Source organism: Cupriavidus sp. 05T313, from assembly GCF_056396665.1.
The window spans coordinates 1-20,201 of sequence record NZ_JBFTLX010000005.1; the positions used below are offsets into that span (position 1 = coordinate 1).

15 protein-coding genes are annotated in these 20,201 nt (G+C 67.3%); all 15 read right to left on the bottom strand.

Annotated elements, in window-relative coordinates:
- A partial coding sequence (locus AC1DKD_RS01990) for an ABC transporter permease (protein WP_477142875.1) occupies window positions 1-724 on the bottom strand: 724 nt, incomplete at its 3' end.
- Window positions 724-1,815: an ABC transporter permease gene (locus tag AC1DKD_RS01995; protein ID WP_441634601.1), complete on the bottom strand. Its 1,092-nt coding sequence runs from the start codon at window positions 1,813-1,815 to the stop codon at window positions 724-726. The genes AC1DKD_RS01990 and AC1DKD_RS01995, both read right to left, overlap by 1 nt.
- Window positions 1,805-3,388, bottom strand: coding sequence for an ABC transporter ATP-binding protein (locus AC1DKD_RS02000; RefSeq protein ID WP_441634599.1), 1,584 nt, complete (start codon window positions 3,386-3,388; stop codon window positions 1,805-1,807). Before AC1DKD_RS02000 ends, AC1DKD_RS01995 begins: the two co-directional genes overlap by 11 nt.
- Before the next feature lie 107 nt (window positions 3,389-3,495).
- Window positions 3,496-4,503, bottom strand: coding sequence for a BMP family protein (locus AC1DKD_RS02005; protein WP_441634597.1), 1,008 nt, complete (start codon window positions 4,501-4,503; stop codon window positions 3,496-3,498).
- Entirely contained in the window at window positions 4,493-5,209 is a 717-nt protein-coding gene (locus AC1DKD_RS02010; RefSeq protein ID WP_441634595.1) for a TetR/AcrR family transcriptional regulator, read from the bottom strand. The genes AC1DKD_RS02005 and AC1DKD_RS02010 overlap by 11 nt, the downstream gene beginning before the upstream one ends.
- Window positions 5,209-5,868 carry a uracil phosphoribosyltransferase gene (upp, locus tag AC1DKD_RS02015; protein ID WP_035862882.1) on the bottom strand — a complete coding sequence of 220 codons (660 nt, stop codon included), beginning with the start codon at window positions 5,866-5,868 and terminating at the stop codon, window positions 5,209-5,211. The genes AC1DKD_RS02010 and upp overlap by 1 nt, the downstream gene beginning before the upstream one ends.
- 66 nt (window positions 5,869-5,934) lie before the next feature.
- Entirely contained in the window at window positions 5,935-7,257 is a 1,323-nt protein-coding gene (locus AC1DKD_RS02020) for a URC4/urg3 family protein (RefSeq protein ID WP_441634593.1), read from the bottom strand.
- A complete protein-coding gene (locus tag AC1DKD_RS02025; protein WP_477142876.1) occupies window positions 7,254-8,492 on the bottom strand; it encodes a GTP cyclohydrolase II in 1,239 nt (412 codons plus the stop codon). Before AC1DKD_RS02025 ends, AC1DKD_RS02020 begins: the two co-directional genes overlap by 4 nt.
- 241 nt (window positions 8,493-8,733) lie before the next feature.
- Window positions 8,734-9,852, bottom strand: a complete 1,119-nt coding sequence (locus AC1DKD_RS02030) for an acyltransferase family protein (protein WP_441634589.1) — start codon at window positions 9,850-9,852, stop codon at window positions 8,734-8,736.
- A 311-nt stretch (window positions 9,853-10,163) separates the two neighbouring features.
- Window positions 10,164-10,688: a hypothetical protein gene (locus AC1DKD_RS02035; protein ID WP_441634587.1), complete on the bottom strand. Its 525-nt coding sequence runs from the start codon at window positions 10,686-10,688 to the stop codon at window positions 10,164-10,166.
- A 1-nt stretch (window position 10,689) separates the two neighbouring features.
- Entirely contained in the window at window positions 10,690-11,871 is a 1,182-nt protein-coding gene (locus AC1DKD_RS02040) for an MGDG synthase family glycosyltransferase (protein ID WP_477142877.1), read from the bottom strand.
- A 66-nt stretch (window positions 11,872-11,937) separates the two neighbouring features.
- Complete coding sequence (locus tag AC1DKD_RS02045) at window positions 11,938-12,777, bottom strand: YfaP family protein (protein WP_477142884.1); 840 nt, start codon at window positions 12,775-12,777, stop codon at window positions 11,938-11,940.
- Between the two features lie 70 nt (window positions 12,778-12,847).
- The gene (locus AC1DKD_RS02050; RefSeq protein ID WP_430869796.1) at window positions 12,848-13,675 is read right to left on the bottom strand and encodes a YfaP family protein; all 828 of its coding nucleotides are present in this window, start codon (window positions 13,673-13,675) and stop codon (window positions 12,848-12,850) included.
- Window positions 13,672-15,438 carry a DUF2300 domain-containing protein gene (locus AC1DKD_RS02055; RefSeq protein ID WP_477111532.1) on the bottom strand — a complete coding sequence of 589 codons (1,767 nt, stop codon included), beginning with the start codon at window positions 15,436-15,438 and terminating at the stop codon, window positions 13,672-13,674. Before AC1DKD_RS02055 ends, AC1DKD_RS02050 begins: the two co-directional genes overlap by 4 nt.
- Window positions 15,439-15,445: 7 nt before the next feature.
- Window positions 15,446-20,185, bottom strand: coding sequence for an alpha-2-macroglobulin family protein (locus AC1DKD_RS02060; protein ID WP_477142885.1), 4,740 nt, complete (start codon window positions 20,183-20,185; stop codon window positions 15,446-15,448).
- Between the last annotated feature and the right edge of the window lie 16 nt (window positions 20,186-20,201).

A 20,201-nucleotide genomic window follows, 5' to 3' on the forward strand; every position in this document is an offset into this window, starting at 1 on the left:
CCACCAGGGCCACGCAGATCCAGCCCCGCCCGTTGATCATATTAAAGAAGAACGCATTAAAGGCGGACAGCGTCAGGAATGCACCCCCCACCGCCATCAACGCCGAACCGGCCATGATCGCACCGATGCGCATGGCGCCTACCCGAATCCCCTGCCCCTCCGCCGCAGCGGGATTCTCGCCGACCATGCGCACGGCCAGGCCGAGCGGCGTGCGATAAAGCACCCAGGCCACCACGGGCACCAGGCCCAGCGCCAGCAGCGTCAACGCGCTTTCCTGGCCGAAGACGGGGCCCAGCACGCGGCCGAGCAGCGGCACGTCCTCGATCCAGCGCATCGGCGCGAAGGGCGTGATGGTGGGTGGCGTGGACACCGAGGCGAAGCCGATCCGGTAGGCATAGTAGGACAGGCTGGTGGCCAGCATGGTGACGCCCAGGCCTGCCACGTGCTGCGACAGCGCCAGGCTCACCGTCAGCCAGCCATGCAGCAGGCCGAAGGCAAGTCCCACGGCGGCAGCCACAGCGACCCCGCCCCACAGCGGGGCGCCATGATAGACCGCCAGCCAGCCGCCGAACGCGCCGGCCACCATGATGCCTTCGATGCCGAGGTTGAGCACGCCGGCGCGCTCGCACAGCAACACGCCCAACGTGCCGAAGACCAGCGGCGTGGCCACGCGCAGCACCGCGATCCAGAATGGCGCCGAGGCCAGGATATCGAGCAATTCCATCAGGCCGCCTTGCCCCGCGCATCGAAACGGATACGGTAGCGTGTCAGCATGGTGGCCACCAGCATGGCGAGCAGCGCCACCGCCACGATCACGTCGGCAATGCTGTTGGGCACGCCCACCGCGCGGCTCATGCCGTCCGCCCCCACCAGCACCCCCGCCACGAATACCGACGCCGCCACCACGCCTAGCGGATGCAACCCCGCCAGCATGGCGATGACCACACCGGCGTAGCCGTAGCCCGGCGAAATATCGAGCGTGAGATAGCTGGTGCGCCCTGCCACCTCCACCACGCCTGCCAATCCCGCCAGCCCGCCCGACAACAGCGCGGCCCACATCGTCACGCGCCGCACCGGCATGCCGGCGAACGCCGCGGCGCGCGCATTGGCGCCCACCGCGCGCATCTGCAGGCCGAACACCGTGAAGCGGTTGACCGCCCACAGGATCACGGCAAGCGCGCCAGCCAGCAGCAGCCCGCTGTGCACGCGCGAGCGCGCCATCAGTTTCGACAATTCCAGTTCCGGCACCAGCGGCACCGATTGCGGCCACCCCATCGCCGTGGCGTCTTTCATCGGGCCGTCCAGCATCATTGACACAAACAGCAGCACGATAAAGTTGGCCAGCAAGGTCGTAACCACCTCATCCACGCCAAGCCGCGTCTTGAGCCATGCAGCCCCGAGCAGCAGCAAGGCACCGGCCAGCATGCCGGCCGCCACCATCAGCACGAACAGCAAGCCCGTCGGCAACTGCTGCGCCCAGGGCACCGCCGCGCCATCGACCTGCCCGCCAACGGCCACCGCCGCCAGCGCGCCGAGATAGAGCTGCCCTTCGGCGCCGATATTGAACAGGCGAGCGCGAAAGGCTACAGCAACCGACAAGCCGGTCAGGATCAGCGGCGTAGCGCGCGTGAGCGTTTCCGACCAGGCAAAACGCGATCCGAAGCCGCCTTCGAGCAGCAGCATGTAAGCACGTCCCACCGGCGCACCGGCCCAACGCACCAACAAGGCGCAGATCAGCAAGGTAGCAACGATCGCCATGACCGGCGCGGCCAGCATGGCCACGCGCGAGACGCCGCTTCGGGCTTCAAGCCGCATGCAGTACCTCCCCCGTTCCAGCAGCGCCATGCGCGCCTTCGCCGGCACCGGCCATCGCCAGTCCGAGTTCTCCGAGCGTCCATGCTGCCGTCGGACGCGCCTCGGTCAGCCGGCCTGCGTGCATCACGGCAATGCGGTCGGCCAGCGCATGGAGTTCATCGAGGTCTTCCGAGATCAGCAACACGGCCGCGCCCTCTTGCGCTGCATCGAGCAGGCGCGCGCGCACATAGGCCACCGCGCCGATGTCCAGCCCCCAGGTGGGCTGGCTGGCCACGACCAGCAGCGGCACCCTCCCTTCGCCCCGCACCGAGAGCGCCCGGCCCAGGATCAGCTTTTGCATATTGCCGCCCGACATGGTCCGGGCCGGCACGTCGATACCGGCGGTGCGCACGTCGAAACGCGCGACCAGTTCCCGCGCAAACCGCTGCGCCGCCGCGCGCCGGATCACCCCCCCACGAGAAAAACGCGGCTCGCCGAGTTGCTCGCTGGCGGCGTTCTCCCAAACGGTCAGGTCGCCGATCACGCCCACCGCGTGGCGGTCCTCCGGCACGCGCGCCACGCCTGCCTCGATCCATGCGCGCGGCCATGCCGGCATTGGCTTGCCAGCCAACGTGACATGGCCCTCGGCGGCCGCCAGCGTGCCGCTGGTCAGTTCCGCCAGCGCGGCCTGGCCGTTGCCGGACACGCCGGCGATGCCCACGATTTCGCCAGCCCGTACCTGCAGGCTGACTTCGCGCAACAGCGCGCGGCCGTCCGCGCCACACGCGCCAATCTTCTGCAACGCCAGCACGGCGGGCGCCTCACTGGCACCGTCCGCGTCCAGCCGCGCGGCGCGTTCCGGCATGGCCACCACCCGGCCCACCATCAGTTCCGCCAGTTCGGCCTTGCTGGTCTGCGCCGCCGTGCACTGCGCCACCAGCCGCCCGCCGCGTAATACGGCGATGCGATCGGACACCCGCAGCACTTCGTCGAGCTTATGGCTGATAAAGATCACCGACAGCCCCTCGGCAATCAACTGCGCCAGCGTGGCGAACAGCGTTTCGGACTCGTGCGGCGTCAGCACCGCGGTGGGCTCGTCAAGGATCAGCACGCGGGCGCCGCGGTACAGTGCTTTGACGATCTCCACGCGCTGGCGCTCGCCCACCGACAGCTCGCCCACCCTGGCTTGCGGCCGCACGGCCAGGCCAAAGCGCTCGGCCAGCGCCAGCACCCTGTCACGCGCCGCGCGCCGTTCCAGGCGCCAATGCCACAGCGGCTGGGTGCCGAGCATGATGTTGTCCAGTACCGAGAGATTGTCGGCCAGCGTGAAATGCTGGTGCACCATGCCAATGCCGGTGGCAAGCGCCGCGCGTGGCTGGCCGGGCGGCAAAAGCTGGCCGTCGACCTCCACCGTGCCGGCATCGGCCACGTAGTGCCCGAACAGGATACTGACCAGCGTGCTCTTGCCGGCGCCGTTCTCGCCCAGCAGGGCCAGCACTTCGCCGCGCCGCAGTTCCAGCGAGATATCGTCATTGGCGGTCAGCTGGCCGAAGCGCTTGGTGATGTTGCTCAGGCGCAGGATGGGGACTTGCATGGGTGGTTGATCGATGTGGCGGTCAGGTTGCGCTGGCTTGCTCTTCGCTCCCAGGCGGAGGAAAGGGGGCAAGCCAGCGGCGGGGAATAGCGAGGCGAAAGCCGCCCTCACTGCGTCGACTTCGGCTCCGTCTCCACCACCTTGACTGCGAACTTGCCGTCGAGGATGGCCTTCTCCCTGGCCCTCACCTTGGTCATCACATCGGCGGGAACCTTGCCTTCGAACGTGCCCAGCGGCGCCAGTTCGGCCCCCTTGAATTTCATCAGCGAGTAGGGACCGTAGTCCTCGCTCTTGAACTGGCCCGCCTTGACCTTGCCAAGCGCCGCGCCGACCGTGGGCTCCATATTCCACAGCGCCGAGGCCACTACCGTGGCGGGATATTGCGGCTGGGTGTTGATGACATTGCCGATTGCCAGCTTGCCCTTTTCCTTGGCGGCATCGGATACGCCGAAGCGTTCGGCGTAGAGCACGTCGGCACCCTTGTCGATCATGGCGAAAGCCGCCTCCTTGGCCTTGGGCGGATCGAACCAGGAACCGATGAAGCTGACGGTGAACCTGACCTTCGGATTCACCTCGCGCGCGCCTTCCATGAAGGCGTGCATCAGCCGGTTGACCTCGGGGATGGCATAGCCACCCACCATGCCGATGTGGTTGGTCTTGGTCATGCCGCCGGCAATCATGCCGGTGAGGTAGGAAGGCTCCTGGATGTAGTTGTCGAACACCGAGAAATTCGGCGCCTGCGGCTTGCCCGAGGAGCCCATCAGGAAGGCGGTCTTGGGATAGTCTTTGGCCACCTTGCGCGCCGCCGCCTCCACGGCGAAGGACTCACCCAGGATCAGCGCCGACCCCTGCTCGGCATACTGGCGCAGTACGCGCTCGTAGTCGGCATTGGACACGCTCTCCGAGAAYACATAGTCGATCTCGCCGCGYGCCTTGGCCTCGTTSAGCGCCTTGTGRATMCGCGASACCCAYTGCTGYTCSACCGGCACGGTATACACCGCCGCCACCTTCAGCTTGGCTTGCGCCTGCGCGGGCGCGGCGCCGCCAAGGGCGGCCACGCTGGCGGCGGCCGCCGCGAATTTCAACCAGGTCCTGCGCTTACCCTCAAACCTCATGACGTTCTCCCCTTGTTGACGATAACTCCGTGGCCAGGCCGGCCGACTCCAGCCCGCATCCGCGCAGCAAAAGCCGCACAAGATGGTCAGTGGCCTGTTCGTAGTCGCGCTGGCCCAGGTGGCTCACCCCAAGCACGGCGCATACCTGCGACTCGAAATCGGCATAGGTCTGGGTGGCGGCCCAGATGGTGAAAAACAGGTGCTGCGGATCCACGCTGGCCATCTCGCCACGCGCGATCCACTCACGGATCACGCCGGCCTTGCGCGCCACCAGCGCGCGCAGCGCGCCGTTGAGCACATCGCGGATTTCCGGCGCACCGTGCAGCAGTTCATTGGCGAATACGCGCGAGGCGTCGGGATGGCTCGCAGACAACCGCATCTTGGCGCGGATGTACTGTTCAAGAGCTATCTGCGGGCTTTGCCCCGCGTCGATGATGTCGGTCTCGGACAGCCACAGTGCGAGCGTATGGGCCAGCACCGCCCGGTACAGCGCCTGCTTGGTGCGAAAGTAGTAATGCAGGTTGGATTTCGGCACGCCGGCGCGCGTGGCGATCTCGTTCATGGTGGCACCGGCAAACCCGGCCCGCGCGAACACATGCTCGGCCGCGTGCAGGATCAGCGCCTCGTTCTCCTGGCGGATACGGCCGCCCGCCGCCTCCCGCGGCAGCGGAAAGCATGGCGGCGGCGCCGTGGCCGGCGCTTCCATTACTTGGTGCCGTAGAGCCTGTCGCCGGCATCGCCCAGGCCGGGCACGATGTAGCCGTGCTCGTTGAGCTCCTCGTCGATGGCGGCGGTGACGATGGCCACGTCGGGGTGCGCTGCCTGCAGGGCACGCAGCCCCTGCCGCGACGCGATCAGGCACACATATTTGAGCGTGCTCACGCCGGCTTCCTTCAGGCGATTGAGCGCGGCAATGGCGGAGTTGCCGGTGGCCAGCATGGGGTCCACCACGATCACCAGCCGCTCGTGGATATCCTCCGGGATCTTGAAGTAGTACTCGATCGGCTCCAGCGTTTCGGGGTCGCGGTACAAGCCGATGTGCCCTACCCGCGCGGCCGGCAGCAACTCCAGCATGCCATCCAGGAAACCGTTGCCGGCGCGCAGTATCGATACCAGGCACAGCTTCTTGCCCGACAGCACCGGCGACTGCATGGGCGCGATCGGGGTCTTGATGGAGATCGTTTCCATCGCCAGGTCGCGGGTCGCTTCATAGGTCAGCAACTGGCTGATCTCGCGCACCAGCCGGCGGAAGTTATCCGTGGTGGTGTCTTCGCTGCGTACCAGCGTGACCTTGTGCTGCACGAGCGGATGGTCCACCACCAGCACGGACGGAGTGACGGGCGGTACGGCGGAGAGGTCGGTCATGATGCGCTCCTGGAGGGCGGTCGCGAAGAGGTCTTGCTGCGGCTCGGCGCGTGGCTGCGATATCGGTCAGAACACCGTGCCATCGCTATTGATGACGAACGGCGGCGGACCGCCGGGCCTGCGCTTGGCGGCAATGCGCCGTCCCGCGGCCCAGGTGCCGCCTTCCAGCACGCGGGCAAGCGGGAACGCCGCGGCCGACAGGCCAAGCGCCTCGCGCACCGACGCGGCCACAAGGTCCAGCCCCGTCACCGTAAGGGCACGCCACTCCACGATAACCGGCTCGTCGACGGTATGCGCCAAGGCTGCAAATCCGGGATCGCGCGGCACCATCAGTTCGAAATCGAACAGCAGGCCACCATTGCGGTATTCCGGCAAGCCCGTCAGCGCCTCCAGCCCGGTCACGGCCAGGCCGGCATCTTCGAGCGGCTCCAGCAGCGAGTACGTCAGCCACTGCGTCAGCTTGTGGAAAGGCACCAGCCCGTCGGTGCAGGCCGGATGTGGCCAGCAGTCCCCCAACGATATGCCACCGAGGCTGACGCGCCCCGGCCACACGGGCCCGAGCGCTACCAGCAGCGTGGTCAGCACGAAGCCGGCCTCGATCTGGCCGTCGACGGCATGTGCCTTGAGGTAGTCATACAGGTTGCCCAGACGCGCAGGCGTGCCGAACACGGCCGGCGTGGCCTGCGCCACTTCGCCCAACCGGCGCAGCAGGCCGGCACGGCCGTCCAGGCCAACCAGCCGATTGTGCTGTGCCACCTGGAAGGCGGTCGCGATGGAAGGCGCGTCGATCCGCATCAGCCGCTCGGCATCGGAGCGCAGCGGCTGGCCCGGCTGGGCGGAAAAACCACCGCGCGCGAACAAGTCGAAGCTGGCTACGCCAAGCCCCTCGGAACGGGTCAGCAGCAGGTCGCTGGCCGGATCGCGGTAGCGCCAGTCGGGGCCTGCGCCGGCGTCCAGCAATACGCTGGGAATCACCAGATCGATGCCGATGCGGGCGCGCTCCTCGCGGTCAGCCTCGCCGGAAAGCCCGCCGCGTTCGCACAGGATCTGCCAGCGGTCCAGCCTCTCGCCGGGACCGCCGCTTTCAAAGTGGCGCCAGCGGCTGTGGTACGGCACGTTCAGGTCCGGATAACGTTCCCGGATGGTGGTCGCCACATAATCGGCCACCGCCGGAATCCGTTCCGGGTGCCACGTGAACAGCTCTGACGCGCCTGCCGCCACATGGTCCGTCACGGCGGCGCATCGGGTGCGTACCGCCAGGCCGGTCAGCAGCGCCGCGGCCGGATGGCCCGCCGGCACGGGACTGGCCCATCCGCCGCGGCCATCCGCGTCATTCGTGAACGCACTGGGGGAGCCCTGCGGGCCGCCCGCTTCGGGTATCTCGTTCATTCGTCCAGTCCTCTACCCTTGGCCAGCGCGAGTTCCTCGGCACCGGGCGGGGTATAGCTCGTGAAATAGCCAGCCGCCACCTTGGCGTCGATTTCCACTCGGGCATCGGCCGGGATCAGTGCATCGGGAATCGCTACCTGTTCGACCACCTCGATACCCTGAGCGGTCAGCGCCCCGTGCTTCATATTACTCATCGAAGCCCAGCGATCGATACGCTTGATGCCAAGCCAGTGAAATACATCGGGCATGAGTTCCTGGAAGCGCATGTCCTGCACGCCGGCCACGCACTCCGTACGCGCGAAATACGTCTCGGCCCGGTCGCCGCCGACCTGGCGCTTGCGGGCGTTGTAGACCAGGAACTTCGTCACTTCGCCCAGTGCCCGGCCCTCCTTGCGGTTGTAGACCACCAGGCCCACCCCGCCCTGCTGCGCCATCTCGATGCAAACCTCGATGCCATGCGCCAGGTAGGGCCGGYAGGTACAGATATCGGAGCCGAACACGTCCGAGCCGTTGCACTCGTCGTGCACGCGGCAGGCCACCTTGGTCTCGGGCTTGCCCAGCTTGGCCACATCGCCGAAAAAGTACAGGGTCATGCCACCGATCGGCGGCAGGAACACCTTCAGGTCGGGCCGCGTCACCAGTTCGGGGAACATGCCGCCGGTCTGCTCGAACAGGCTGCGGCGCAGCATGCTCTCCTTGATCTCGAAGCGGCGCGCGAGCGCCGGCAGGTACCAGACCGGGTCGATCGCTGCCTTGGTGACACGTACGTCGCCATTGGCGTGCAGGATCTGGCCGTCAGGCGTGAGGCGGCYGGCTGCAATGGCTCCCGTCAGTTCCGGCATATTGATGTGTGCCCGCGTAATGGCGATCGTCGGCCGGATATCGATACCCGCCGCGATGCGGTCTGCAAAGGCAGTCGAGACCAGATGGCCCCAAGGATCCAGGGAGACGATCTTGTCCGGGTCGCTCCATTGCGGATGGGGCCCGACGATTTCCGCCGGAGAGGTATCGGTGAGATCGGCGCGATGATCCCGCTGCAACTTGCCGGAGGCCACCGCCAGCGCCCGATACACCGCATAGGCGCCGGAGTGGGTGCCAATGACATTGCGTTGGGCCGGATTGGTCACGCTGGCGATCACGGGTCCGCGCTCCGCCGCCGTGGCGGCCCCCCAGTGGATGGGTTCGGCCGGCTTGTCGCGGCGCGCGTGCGAAGTCAGGACAATATGGTCGGACATGGCAGCCTCGGAACAGGAATCCTGACCAAACGGTCAGGTTTGCAATTCCATAGTAGGCAACCTTCGTGCCATATCCCAATGCTAGTTTCTACCCTGTGTTGCATGCCGCACGATGGCGTGCCGCACCATCCGCGTGCGCGCGCCGCCCCGCTGGCCAGTTCATGGTGCACAGGCACCATGCAAAAGAAAAGCGGCACCCAGCCGCTGGGGCGGGGTGCCGCTAGGCTGTGATCGCGAGGGGTCAGGTCGACCGATGCTGCCCGCCCTGCTGCCGCTGGGCCGGTTCCGCGCGCGCCGGCCACAAGGCCATGCGCAATGCGCGTAGCGGGTCGGTACTCTCCACGTAACGGTGGAACACGGTGCCGGCAACGTTGCTCAACAGCCATGCCAGTATCATGCCCAGCGCATTGAGCAGCGGCCGATTCGGTGCAACGTGGAATACCACCGCGTTCACGACCAGGCACACCGGGAAATGCACCAGGAAGACCGAGTAGGAAATGCGCCCGAAAAATGCCAGGCTCGGGGCCTGCGGCCAGCGATCCAGCCACCCTCCGCGCCGCGCAACGGCCAGCAGCAGGGCGATGGATAGCGCCACGGCAATGCGCAGGCGGAAGTCCACGATCAGTGCCGCCAGCACCACTGCGCCCAGCACCAGCAACGCAACCGGCGAACGCTCCGGTGCGGAGGCCCAGAACGCCAGCGTGCCCATGCCATAGGCGCCGAAGAAGTAAATCGCCCAGATATCCCAGGCCGCATCCCGGTTAAACCAGAACAGCGAAGCCACGACCAGCCCCGCCACCACCAGCGGCCCGAGCGGGCTGCCGCCGACATCGAACCATTGCGCGCAGCGGCGCGCCGCCCACAGCGCAACAATCAGCAAGACGAACAGTTGCAGATCGATGGCCACGTACCAGACGCCGGCCGACAACGCGTCGAAGTCGAGCACGTTGTGCAACAGCAGCACATGCGCCAGGAACTGATGCAGGCCGGGGGCCGACGGAATGGAATCGTGATGCATCCAGGTGCGCGCAATGGCGGCACCGGCAATCGCAATCAGGATGGCCACGCTATAGGGCACCACCAGCTTCTGGTAGCGGCGCCAGATCGCCTGCAAGGGATGCGGCACCACCAGATGCCCGCCCGGCGCCAGGCTACGCGCCGCCAGGAAGCCGCTGATGACGAGAAAAGCCTGAACGGCGATACGCGCGTACTGCGAAAACCAGTCAAGGAGGTCGGGAGCCAGCACGTGCGCCGCATCGGACATGGGGCCGTAGAAGGCAAGATGGTGCAGCACGATCAGTTGGGAACTGATCGCCTTGAGAGCGTCAATGCACGCCATGCGCGAAGGACGGGGGCTCATTTGTTATAAGAATGCTACAAAGTACACAAGGGCCGGATTTTACTCCCAAGAAACACGATCGGTACCGAAACGGGCCAGGATGGAGCGTGACGATTTGTTTCAATGAGGCACAATCACCACATCTTTTCAACAAATAGATATCTTAACGTCACATTAATATGGTTTCGGCTTAGAAACCGTGGCCGATGCCTGCCGTCGCTCGCTCCTGCCAGCCTGTCCCGGCCAGGGCGTTCGGTGGACACGCCGCCTTGGCGGAATTTACGCTGCAACGCGGAAGCGGCTTCGGCCTGATTCAATTCGCGCTGCGCCGGCTAGCGGCGCGCCACCCGGCACGACAGCCAGAAAAGCACCGCCGCCGCCGCTAGCGAAACCCAGTAATCCGTCGGCGCGCCGGCCCACCAGTGAATATGCCAGGGCACGAAATCCGGTGAGAAGCGCGCCAGCCCGAACGCCGGGTTCAGCACGAACCACAGGAAGTCCTCGGCGATCCAGAACAGCATGATGCAGGCGATCACGCGCGCTTCGGCTCGCCAGTTCCAGCGTCCACCGTAGACCAGCGGGAAATGGAAGAACAGTGCCACGCAAGGGAACACCCACGCGTGATAACCGGTCATCGGGCGGCCGCCCCAGAAGATCTCCAGCAGCCAGTGATGTTCGACGCGCCAGGTGGGCAGGTTTGCCGCCCAGCCCGCGGCGCCTTCGATCTGGATCTCCACATTGGCGAAGAAATACGCCAATAGCAGCGTCCAGGCAACGGTAAGCATCAGCACCAGTGGATGCCGCGACGGACAGGACTGCGCGCGCTGGTGCGAAGCCGAGAGATTTAGGGCGCGCATCTCAGCGTCCCGCCTGCGCCACACCCGCAGCCTGCCCGGTCAGTTGGCCGCACCGTTCCAGGTGCCCCAGCACGGTTCCCAGCACGCGGCGCGCCGCCGCCGGTTGCCCCAGCGCGCGGGCGCGCACGCGCATCTGATCGAGCCGCGCCGGCTCCGCCAGCAATAGCCGGACACGATATTCGAGCGACACGAGATCGACTGCCTTGAGCGCAGCGCCCTGCTCCAGCAGGTAATCGGCGTTGCGCTCCTCCTGGCCGGGGATGGGCGCATTGACCACCATCGGCACACCCATCGTCAGGCATTCGGATGTGGTCAGGCCACCGGGCTTGGTGATGACCAGGTCGGAGCACGCCATCAGGCGCTCCACTTCGTTGGTGAAGCCAAAGGGGAAGAGCCGGGAGGTATGCGCGCAAGCCAGTGTCTTGAGCCGCGCCAGCGCCGTCTCATTGCGCCCGGCGAGCACGATCAGCTGGAAATCGTGATCGAGCCGTATCAGTGCATCGGCCACTTCGTCAAGGCCTCCCAGCCCTGCCCCGCCCCCCATCAGCATGATCGTGCGCCGGGCCGCATCGAGCCCGAAGTGCCGCGCGCAAGCCTGGCGATCCTGCGGGTGGGAAAAAGCCGGCACCACCGGGATGCCGGTGGTATGGATGCGGCCGGCCTCGATGCGATTGGCCCGCATGCGAAAGGCGATTTCCTCGCTGGCGGCGAAATAGCCCGTCATATTGGGAATCACCCACATGCCGTGCAGATCGAAATCGGTCACCTGCACCCACACCGGCACCGCCAGCCGCAGCCGGCGTACCTCATGCATCAGGATCTCCGCGGGCAGGAAATGCGTGCAGACGATGGCATCCGGCGCAAATTCATCGATCGCGCGGCGAAGCGCGCGCGTGCTCAGTCGCTCGGCGGCGCGCCGCAGCTTCTGCATCGGCGCGGCCGGGTCGGCCTCGGAGGTTCTCTGGTACAGCATGCCCCACAAGGCCGGATAGCTATTGACCAGCTTGATGTAGAAATCGGTGTAGAGCTTGCGGAAGGTCGCCGGGACGTACTCCATGACATCGAGGTGCAACGTCTGCACGCCCGGAAATTYGGCTTCGGCGGTGAGGCGAAGCGCTTCGGCGGCGCGCATGTGGCCGGCGCCGGCGGAAACGCTGAGGAACAGGATCTTCTGCTGCGACATGGCGATTGGGGTTTCCAGGAAATATCCGGGCTGGCCGGGAATGCCAGGCTTGCGCCCGCAGTGGGATCACTTCATGACAAAGGACTTGATCAGGGTCAGTTCGCCGGCCTTGCGCATTGGCACGAGGAACACCTGCTGCTTTTCGTTGGGGGTGTTCTCATCGGTGATCAACGCGACTTGCGCCACGRTGATGGCCTCCGGGCCGGCGCCGCTGCCGTAGTAGTTGACGTAGACCAGATAGGTGCCGGGCGGCGGCGCGGCGATGGAATAGATCTCGGGCCCGTAACCTGTGGTGACATCGACGTCGAGCGCGCCGCCATTGGTGGCCACGCGATTTGCATAGAACGTGTGCTGGCCATCAGGCGCCACCACGTGCAGGTCCAGGTCGGTCTGATCGCTATCCCAGGACAGCACCACGCGCAGACGCGGGCGTGTCTTGCCCTGGTAGCCGTCGTAGAACTGCACGCGCTTGCTGGCGCCCTGCGCGCTGCGGATTTCCACGCTGTTGCTGCCACCGGAGAAGGCATACGGCCGCGAAAAGCGGCCATCTTCCTCGACCCGTTGCGGCATGGCCACGCCGTTGACCACCAGGGTAGCAACCGGCGCGCCGGTGCGGCGCTCGCGCCCGCCCGGCGACGGGCTCGTGGCCTCGCCCTCAGGCTTCGGCGCTGAACGGATACGCCCGGCGATCATCGCGCTGGCGGCCTGTCCCGCCCGCGTGGAAACCGCCACCGCGGGGTAGTGGACTTCCTGCGTATAGGCCGAGGCCGCGGTGTCTCCGGCGGAGTTGCGCCAGCCGTTGCGCGGCGTGGTGAACTCGATGGCATCGTCCGCGCGCGCGGCCCCCGCCAGCAGCAGCGCCGGCAGGGTCAGGCTGAAAATGGCTAACTTCGGCAAACGCTGCATATCCATGCTTCCTTACTGACGTTCTTTGCGGCTGTTTTTCCGCATTTACTGACCGCGTGCCCGCTACTGCTCAGAACCGCACCGATTTCATCAGCGCCAGCTCGCCCAGCTTGCGCAGCGGCACCACGAGCGTCTCACGCTTTTCGTTGAGCGTGTTCTCGTTGTAGATCAGCGTGAGCTTGGCGGTGATCAGGTCGCGCTCGTTCGCGCCTTTCTCGAAGTTGTAGCCGGCGGCGTTGAAATTGCCCCAGTAGTTCACATAGAACAACCACACGCCAGGACGCGGCGCCGCGCTCGAAAATATCTCCGGTCCCGCGCCGTCCACACTGTCCACGTCCAGCCCGCCCCCCTCCGGCAACAGCGGGCTGGCAAAGAATGCATGGCCGCCATCCGGCGAAATCACATGCAGGTCGACCTCGGCCTTGGGATCGTCCCAGGTCAGCACGGCGCGCAGCTTGGCCTGGGTCTTGGTGGCATCGGCCTCGTAGAACTGCAAGCGCTGGCGCGAAGCGCCGTCGGCGGACACGATTTCCACGCTGTTGGAGCCGCGGCCGAAGGCCCAGGGCCGCGCGAAGCGCCCCTGCTCGTCGGTATATAGCGGCATGGCGGTCCCGTTGACGACCAGGGTGGGCGGCTTGCGGTCGGCCTTGCCGACTTTGCGCAGGCGCCCCTCGATCAGGGTGCGGTACTTTTGCGCGCCCCGGTCCACCGGCGGCTTGGGATAGGCGGCGGTGTAGCGTTCGAGTTCGCTGGACAGGCCACCGTGGCGCCAGCCGCCGACCGGACCTTCGAGATCGGCGACCGGCTCGGCCGCCACGGCCAGCGGTGCTGCGGCACAGGCCAGGGCCAGCGCGCCACAGCGCCAGTTGCGGATGCGTTTGCGGGTGGGTTTCATCATGGATTCTGCGTACGTACCAACTTGCGCGCCAGGGCTTCGACAAAGCCTTCGTCCTGCCCGCGAGGGTGGCGGGCGAACGCAAGGTGGAGATATTCGTGGGCCAGCGCAACACGATCGTCCTCACTGGCAAGCCGGTGGACATAGAGACGGTTACGGCGGGCATCGGCATAAGGGCGCCCTTCGCGGACTTCGCACACGGCAGGCAGCGGCGGGGTTTCGTAGCCCGGCTCCGCCGCGAGCCGGCGCTCCCACTGGGGCGCGCGCTGGGCCAACCATTGCCGCGCATTGGCCACCGCCAGGCAATCTCCGGCCACCGGGCTCTGGAACGAGGTCAGCGTGGCCTGTGGCCACCAGCGTGCCAGGATGGCGTCGAATGCCTGGCCCTGCCCGGCAGCGCGCCGGGCCTCCAGCCAGGCCATGCGCCCCGGGCCGCCCGCATCATGGTGGTAGCGCACCGCGACGCCGGACAGCACCAGCGCATCGGTCAGGTCGGCGGCGGCGCGCGCCGCCGCGGTGGGCGCGCGCGGCAGCACGCGCTGGGTGCGGCTGCTGTCGGCGATATGGAAGCAGCCTTGCTCGCGCGTGGCCTGCTGGATCAGGTAGCTGCGCGCGGCCACCGCCAGCGCGCGGGCGGCCTCGGGCTCGGTGGTGTCGCCCTCGCGCTCGACCACCCGCGCCACATAGTCGTTGAGCCCGAAGCGGCCCAGCACGCGCGGTGCGGCACCAGGCGTGCGCATCAGCGTCAGCTCGCCCCGGCTTTCGACGCGCAGGCTGTTGCCGTTGGTGAATTCGGCGCGGAAGGTGCCGTTGAGCGGGCCATCCGGCGGGGCCTGCCGCTTTGCCCCGGCGCCAACGGCTTGCAGATCGCGCAGCGGATAACGCTCGAACATGTCGACCAGCACGCAAGCGCCRTCATCGGGCACCGGCACGGATGCCAGCAGCGGCTGCAGGCGAGGCGCGGCACGGCGCAGCACGTTGGCGCTGGCGCCGGAGCCGCCCAGCCAGACCGGGCTGCCATCGGCCAGCCAGCCAGCGGCACCGCCGATGGACGCGCCCGGCCGCGCGGGATCGGGCATGGTCCAGGTCTTGGCGCGCAGCAGGCTGCCATAGGTGGCCAGCGTGCCTTCCCCGCGTCCCACGGTCAGCACGGAGACCAGGGTGGCGGCGGCGGCCTGCTGCGCGGCCGGCGGGACCGCATGCAGCCCGGCCAGCAGATCGGCCACGGTCACCTTGCGCTCGGGCTGCATCGCCTGCATGTCCTGCAGCCATGCCGGCGCACCGGCCTCCTTCCAGAAACGGCGCCAGTCAGTACCGGACAAACCCAGCCGGCGTGGTTCGAAATAGCGTCCGCAGGACTGGATCAGCGCGCGTTCGCGATCGATGCTCTGCCCGGGCGTGCAGCAGTAAGCCTCCTCCGGATCGCCGCCGCGGCAGATGTAATCGTCCGAAGGCTTGTCGCGGCCCACCAGGTAGCTGTAAACGAACAGCTTCCACACGCTGCCCAGCGGCGCCTGCAAGCTCGCGGACAGCGGCGCGGGCGCTGCTGCGGCGTTGCCGTCGAGATGGAACAACTGGGCCTCGGCGCCGGCGAGGCGCGCGAAACGCAGGGGCTCGCCCGCGCCGGGGCGGGCGGATGCCAGCGCTGCGGCCAGCGCTGTCCCGGCGCACGCCGCGCCCAGCGCGACGAGTGCCGCCACGCGCCACCCCCGGCGGCACGCCGCATAAGCAGCCCGGGCCATCGCCTTGCGCACCGCCCCGCTCATGCCGGCCTCACTCCACCGTCAGGGGGAAGCCGGCCGTCTTGCCGTCGCCTTGCAGGGCCTTGGCATCCGGCTGGTACATGCGGAAATAGCGCACCGGCGGCAGGTTGAACTTGCCCGGCAGCGAGAAGCGCACCAACTGGCGCAGCACCACCGGGCGCTCGAGCGAGACCACCGGCTGGTGATAGGACAGCATGCCCATCTCGTAGGTGACCGCGCGCTGGAACGGCTGCAGGCCCGTGGCCTTGTTGTCCGGATCCGGCAGCCCCTCGATGCGCAGGCCCCAGGTCGTGCCTTCGACCTCGCCGCCCGGCGGCAGCGGCGCCTCTACCAGGCCGTAGCGGAACGTGCCCTGGCGCGGGCTCAGCACGATCTCATCGACATAGAGCGTATTGCTGTCGAGTTTGTAGCCCGGCTTGACCGGCTTGGCCGAGAACGCCAGGCCAGCCGTACCCGCGGCGGCTGCCTCGGCTTGCTTGCCCTCTTTCGCGGCGCCATCGCTGGTGGGTACCAGGCGATAGAGCTTGCGTTCGATGCCGACAGGCAAGCGCGAGKCCTCCTGGGCACGGCTGCGGTAGGACAGCACCGCATTCGTATTGAACGATTGCGACGCCGCTTCCATGTTCTGCGGCACGGTGAGGGCCAGCGTCTCGGGCAGTTGCGGCCCGTTCCAGCGCCATTCCGGCAGGCCTAGCTGGCTACGCGCGGCCTTCCAGTTGCCCTGCGGCACGCGCAGCGCGGGATCGCCTTCGCCGGCCAGGCCACGGCCCAGGCCGCCGCCAAGGGCCTTGTTGAGCCAGACCAGCGTCACCGCCCGGTCGATGGTGGGCGAGGCGGCGCCCGCGCGCGCCAGCAGCGCCTGCACGTCGGAGGTGGCTGCGCCCTTGCCGGCCATCAGAAGCAGGCTCTGCACCAGCGGCGACGGGTCGTTAGCCAGTGCCTGGCGCGCGGCGTCCGCGGCGCCGGCGAGGCCTTCCGGCATCGGCTGGCCGATCTGCCTGTAAAGCTGCGCCGCCAGCACCGCCGCCACACGGCGGCCTTGCAGCGAATCCGGCGCGGCGAACACCAGGCTTTCGCCCGCCGCGGCACCGGGCACATCGGCACCGGGACGCGCCAGCTCACCGGCCAAACCGCCGAGCTGCGTGGCGACCGGCAGGCCCATCTCGTTGATGAACCAGAGGGCTAGCGTGCGATGCAGCAGCGGCTCCTTCATGGCCTGCTTGTAGGCTTCCAGCGTGCGCTTCCAGTGATCGGGCGGCAGGCTGATGCCCACGGCACGCGTTGCCAGCCAGTCGGCGTAGTAGGCATAGGCCGTCAGCAGCCCGCTATTGCCCACCGTATCGCCCCACCAGCCAAACTGGCCATTGACGCCGGCCAGCAGCGCCAGGCGCTGGCGCTGGGTGCGCAGCAGCGCGTCGATGCCCTGCGTGCCGCCGCCGGTGTCGGCACCAGTGGCCGCAAGGCTGCGCTGCGCCAAAGCCAGCGGGATCAGCCGGCTGGCCGTCTGCTCGGTGCAGCCGTAGGGATAGGCCAGCAGATCGTCGGCCACGCGGGCGAACTGGCTGGCGGCGCCATCCACGAAGCGCAGGCGCACATCCTGCGCATCCGCCGGCAGCTTGAACGCGGCGTTGGCGCCGGCCAGCGGCAACGTCAGCTCTCGCTGCGAGAGCCAGCCAGTGGGCTCGACCGTGAGCGTCGTCTGCAAGCGATCCACCGTCTTGCCCTGCACCTTGATCTCGGCATTGACCACGCCGCTCTGCAAGGCGCTTTGCGAGACCGGCAGGCGCACGTAGTTGGCGCCACGCTTGAGCGCCACGCTCTGGTTGACGTTCAGGCCGGCGCCGATCACCACGAGATCCGCCGCCACTTCCTGCTCGCCCTGGTTGAAGGCCACCATGTCGATGCGCGGGGCGTCCTCGGCACGGTAGCGCTGCGGCCCGGTCCACTTCAGATACAGGCCCTTGTCGGAACGGATGCTGGCGGTGCGCTGCCCGACCATGCCATCGCCCGACATGGCACGCACCGTGACGCGCCAGCGGGTCAGCGAATCGGGCATGGTGAAGCTCATGCGCGTCCGCCCGTCGGCGCCGGTACGCAGGTTGGCCTCCCACGCAGCAGTGTCCTTCTCATCGCGGCGCGGGCGTTCCAGCACCTTCACGCCGCGCTCGTTGTAGCGGCCCCGCTCCGGCCCGCCAGCACCCGGCTGGGCCGAGACGGCAAGGTCGTAGCCGATGAAATTCAGGCTGGACGTGGTGCGCACGCTGTTGCGGCGTGGATGGTAGAAAAAGTCGACAATGCTCGGCGCGATCTCCGGCTGCAGCACATAGACCATCTCGTCGACCACGCTGACGGTGAGATTGGCCGGCACGGGCTTGCCGTTAAAGGCGCTCGTCAGGTCCAGCGTGACTGTGTCGCCAGGGGCATAGACAGGCTTTTCGCTCCTGACCGTCAGTTCGATGGTCGGCTGCACCACGGCAATGCCGGCGTTCTGGAACACATAATCGCCGTCCTTCACGTACAGCACCGAGAACGTCATGTTGGGGCTGAAATCGTTGCCCACCTTGATGCGTGCGCGCCACTGCCTGTCGGTGACCTTCTCCAGCGAGAGCCAGTCGCCGCCCATGGAAAGCAGGCCGCGCCGCTCCACCCGGTCGCGCTCCAGCGTCAGCAAGGCGTCATCCACGGCGAGCGGGAACGTCACCAGCGCCTCGGCGGTGTCGCCGATGCGGTAGCGGTCGCGATCGAACACGATCTCGATATTGCCCGGCACGGTCTGCAGGCCCTCGCCCGCCACCCAGTGGCTGGCGGCGGCCAGCAGATTGCCGGCGCCATCCTTGACGGAGAGCGTGTACGACCCCGGCTGCTCGAACTTGACCGGGAACGCCAGTGCACCGTTTGCGGCGGCGCCGAGCGCGCCTTCGCTGCGGGTGCGCGACTCGAGCCGCACCAGCTCCCATTTGGCGGGGGCCTGCGCCGGTGCCTGACCGGTAGCCGCGAGCGCCTGCAACTGGAAGGTCACGCTCTGGCCGGGGTTGGTGAAATTGGCGGGCGCGGTCAGCTTGTACGGCGTGGCGCCGCGCGCGATCAGCAGTTCGCGCGTGACCTTGACCCGATAGGCCGCACCGTCGTTGGCAAACACCGTGACCACATAACGGCTCGGATCCTTGGCCGCGGGCAGGGTCAGCGCGGCATTGCCGCTGCCGTCGGTGGTCAGTTCCTGTTGCTCCAGCTTGACCGGGAACAGGCCGGCATACTGCAGCTCGCCCTCCACCATCGTCACCTGCTGCGCGCGCAGGCTGACAGACAGCCTGGCATCCTTGACGGGCTTGCCGTCCGGATAGCGCAACTGGATCTTGCCCTTGACCGCCTCGCCAGTTGCGTAGTCGGCCTTGTCCAGTGCGAGATTGACGTCGAAATGCGGCTTGATGTATTCCGCCACGCGGAAAGCGCCGCCGTAGGTATTGCCGCCGTAGTCGAAGCGCAGCGTATAGCCGCCGGCTAGTGCATTGGCCGGCAGCGTGAAGCGCGCATCGGCGCCATTGTCGGCCGCCAGCGCGGTACCGACCGAAGCCAGTGGCGCGCCATTGGGGTCCAGGACCTCCAGCTTGATATCACCCGCCGCGGCCGGCCCCGATTCGGTGGCGTTGCGGAAATTGCGGCCGATGAACTTGACCCGGACCTCGTCGCCGGGGCGGTATAGCGGCCGGTCGGTGAAGGCGTACAGCTTGGTGTTGAAGATCTCGCTGTCGTAGTAGAAGTTTTCCGAGATAAAGGCACCGCCGGCCGGGTCCACGCCCAGCAGGTAGCTGCGTTCCGGGCTGGTATGGGCCAGTTCCGCCGCACCGTCGGCGCCGGTGGTCGCGCTCTGCAGCACGCCCAGGCCATCGGTCCAGGACAGGCTGGCGCCGGCAACGGGACGCCCGCTCTTGCGGTGCGCGGCCCAGACCAGCATGCCGTTGCCCGTGCTCTTGGTAATGGCCACGGTGTCGGAGACGAACAGCAGCGTATGGRCACGGTAAGTGCCGATAATGGCTTCGACGATATACAGGCCCGGTTTGAGTTTGCCCAGCGGCACCATGACATTGCCGACGTCGCGCGGCAGGAATTCGCTGCTGCTGCCTTCGAGCTTGACGTCCTTCGGCGGCTGGATCTCCCTGGCATCCCAGATCGGGTAGCGGAAACGCTCGACCACGTCATAGCCCTTGAGCGGCTCATACTGCGGATTGTTCTCGAAGCGGGTGGGCTGGGAGATCTGGTCGCCCATGCTGAACTGCGGGGATTCCTCCACCGCCTTGCTGCGGGTGGCGAACGACAGCACGCGCTGCCATGCGCGGCGCGCCTGCTTGTACCAGCTATCCCAGAGGTAGGACAGGGTATTGGCCAGCCCTTCTCCACGGTAATTCGCCTTGACGTCGATGCGGTGGAGGTTCTTTTGCGCCTTCAGGAAGGCAATCGGGTCCGCGACCCGGTACACCAGGACATCGGCGCCACCGTAGCGTTGCAGCTCACTCTTGTATTCGCGCCCCGGCGCTTCCAGCCGTACCTGCGCGGTCTGGTCACTGCCGAAACTGGCGTCCGACAGCAGGAAGAACGGCTGCCCCTGGAAGGCACTGTAGCCGCTGGACGGCACCGTATCGAGCGTGACGCCGGGCTGCCCGGCGGCGGCGGCCGCGTGGGCGCAGGCCAGCAGGGCAAGCGCCAGCAGCATGCGGGCAATCACGGAATTCAGGAACGCGCTCGCGCGCATCATGACGACAGGCATCGTC

Bases quoted from the DNA above. Each gene is read 5' to 3' on its own strand.
- AC1DKD_RS01995 (WP_441634601.1), bottom strand. From the start codon at position 1,815: ATGCGGCTTGAAGCCCGAAGCGGCGTCTCGCGCGTGGCCATGCTGGCC.
- AC1DKD_RS02000 (WP_441634599.1), bottom strand. From the start codon at position 3,388: ATGCAAGTCCCCATCCTGCGCCTGAGCAACATCACCAAGCGCTTCGGC.
- AC1DKD_RS02010 (WP_441634595.1), bottom strand. From the start codon at position 5,209: ATGGAAGCGCCGGCCACGGCGCCGCCGCCATGCTTTCCGCTGCCGCGG.
- upp (WP_035862882.1), bottom strand. From the start codon at position 5,868: ATGACCGACCTCTCCGCCGTACCGCCCGTCACTCCGTCCGTGCTGGTG.
- AC1DKD_RS02020 (WP_441634593.1), bottom strand. From the start codon at position 7,257: ATGAACGAGATACCCGAAGCGGGCGGCCCGCAGGGCTCCCCCAGTGCG.
- AC1DKD_RS02030 (WP_441634589.1), bottom strand. From the start codon at position 9,852: ATGAGCCCCCGTCCTTCGCGCATGGCGTGCATTGACGCTCTCAAGGCG.
- AC1DKD_RS02035 (WP_441634587.1), bottom strand. From the start codon at position 10,688: ATGCGCGCCCTAAATCTCTCGGCTTCGCACCAGCGCGCGCAGTCCTGT.
- AC1DKD_RS02050 (WP_430869796.1), bottom strand. From the start codon at position 13,675: ATGATGAAACCCACCCGCAAACGCATCCGCAACTGGCGCTGTGGCGCG.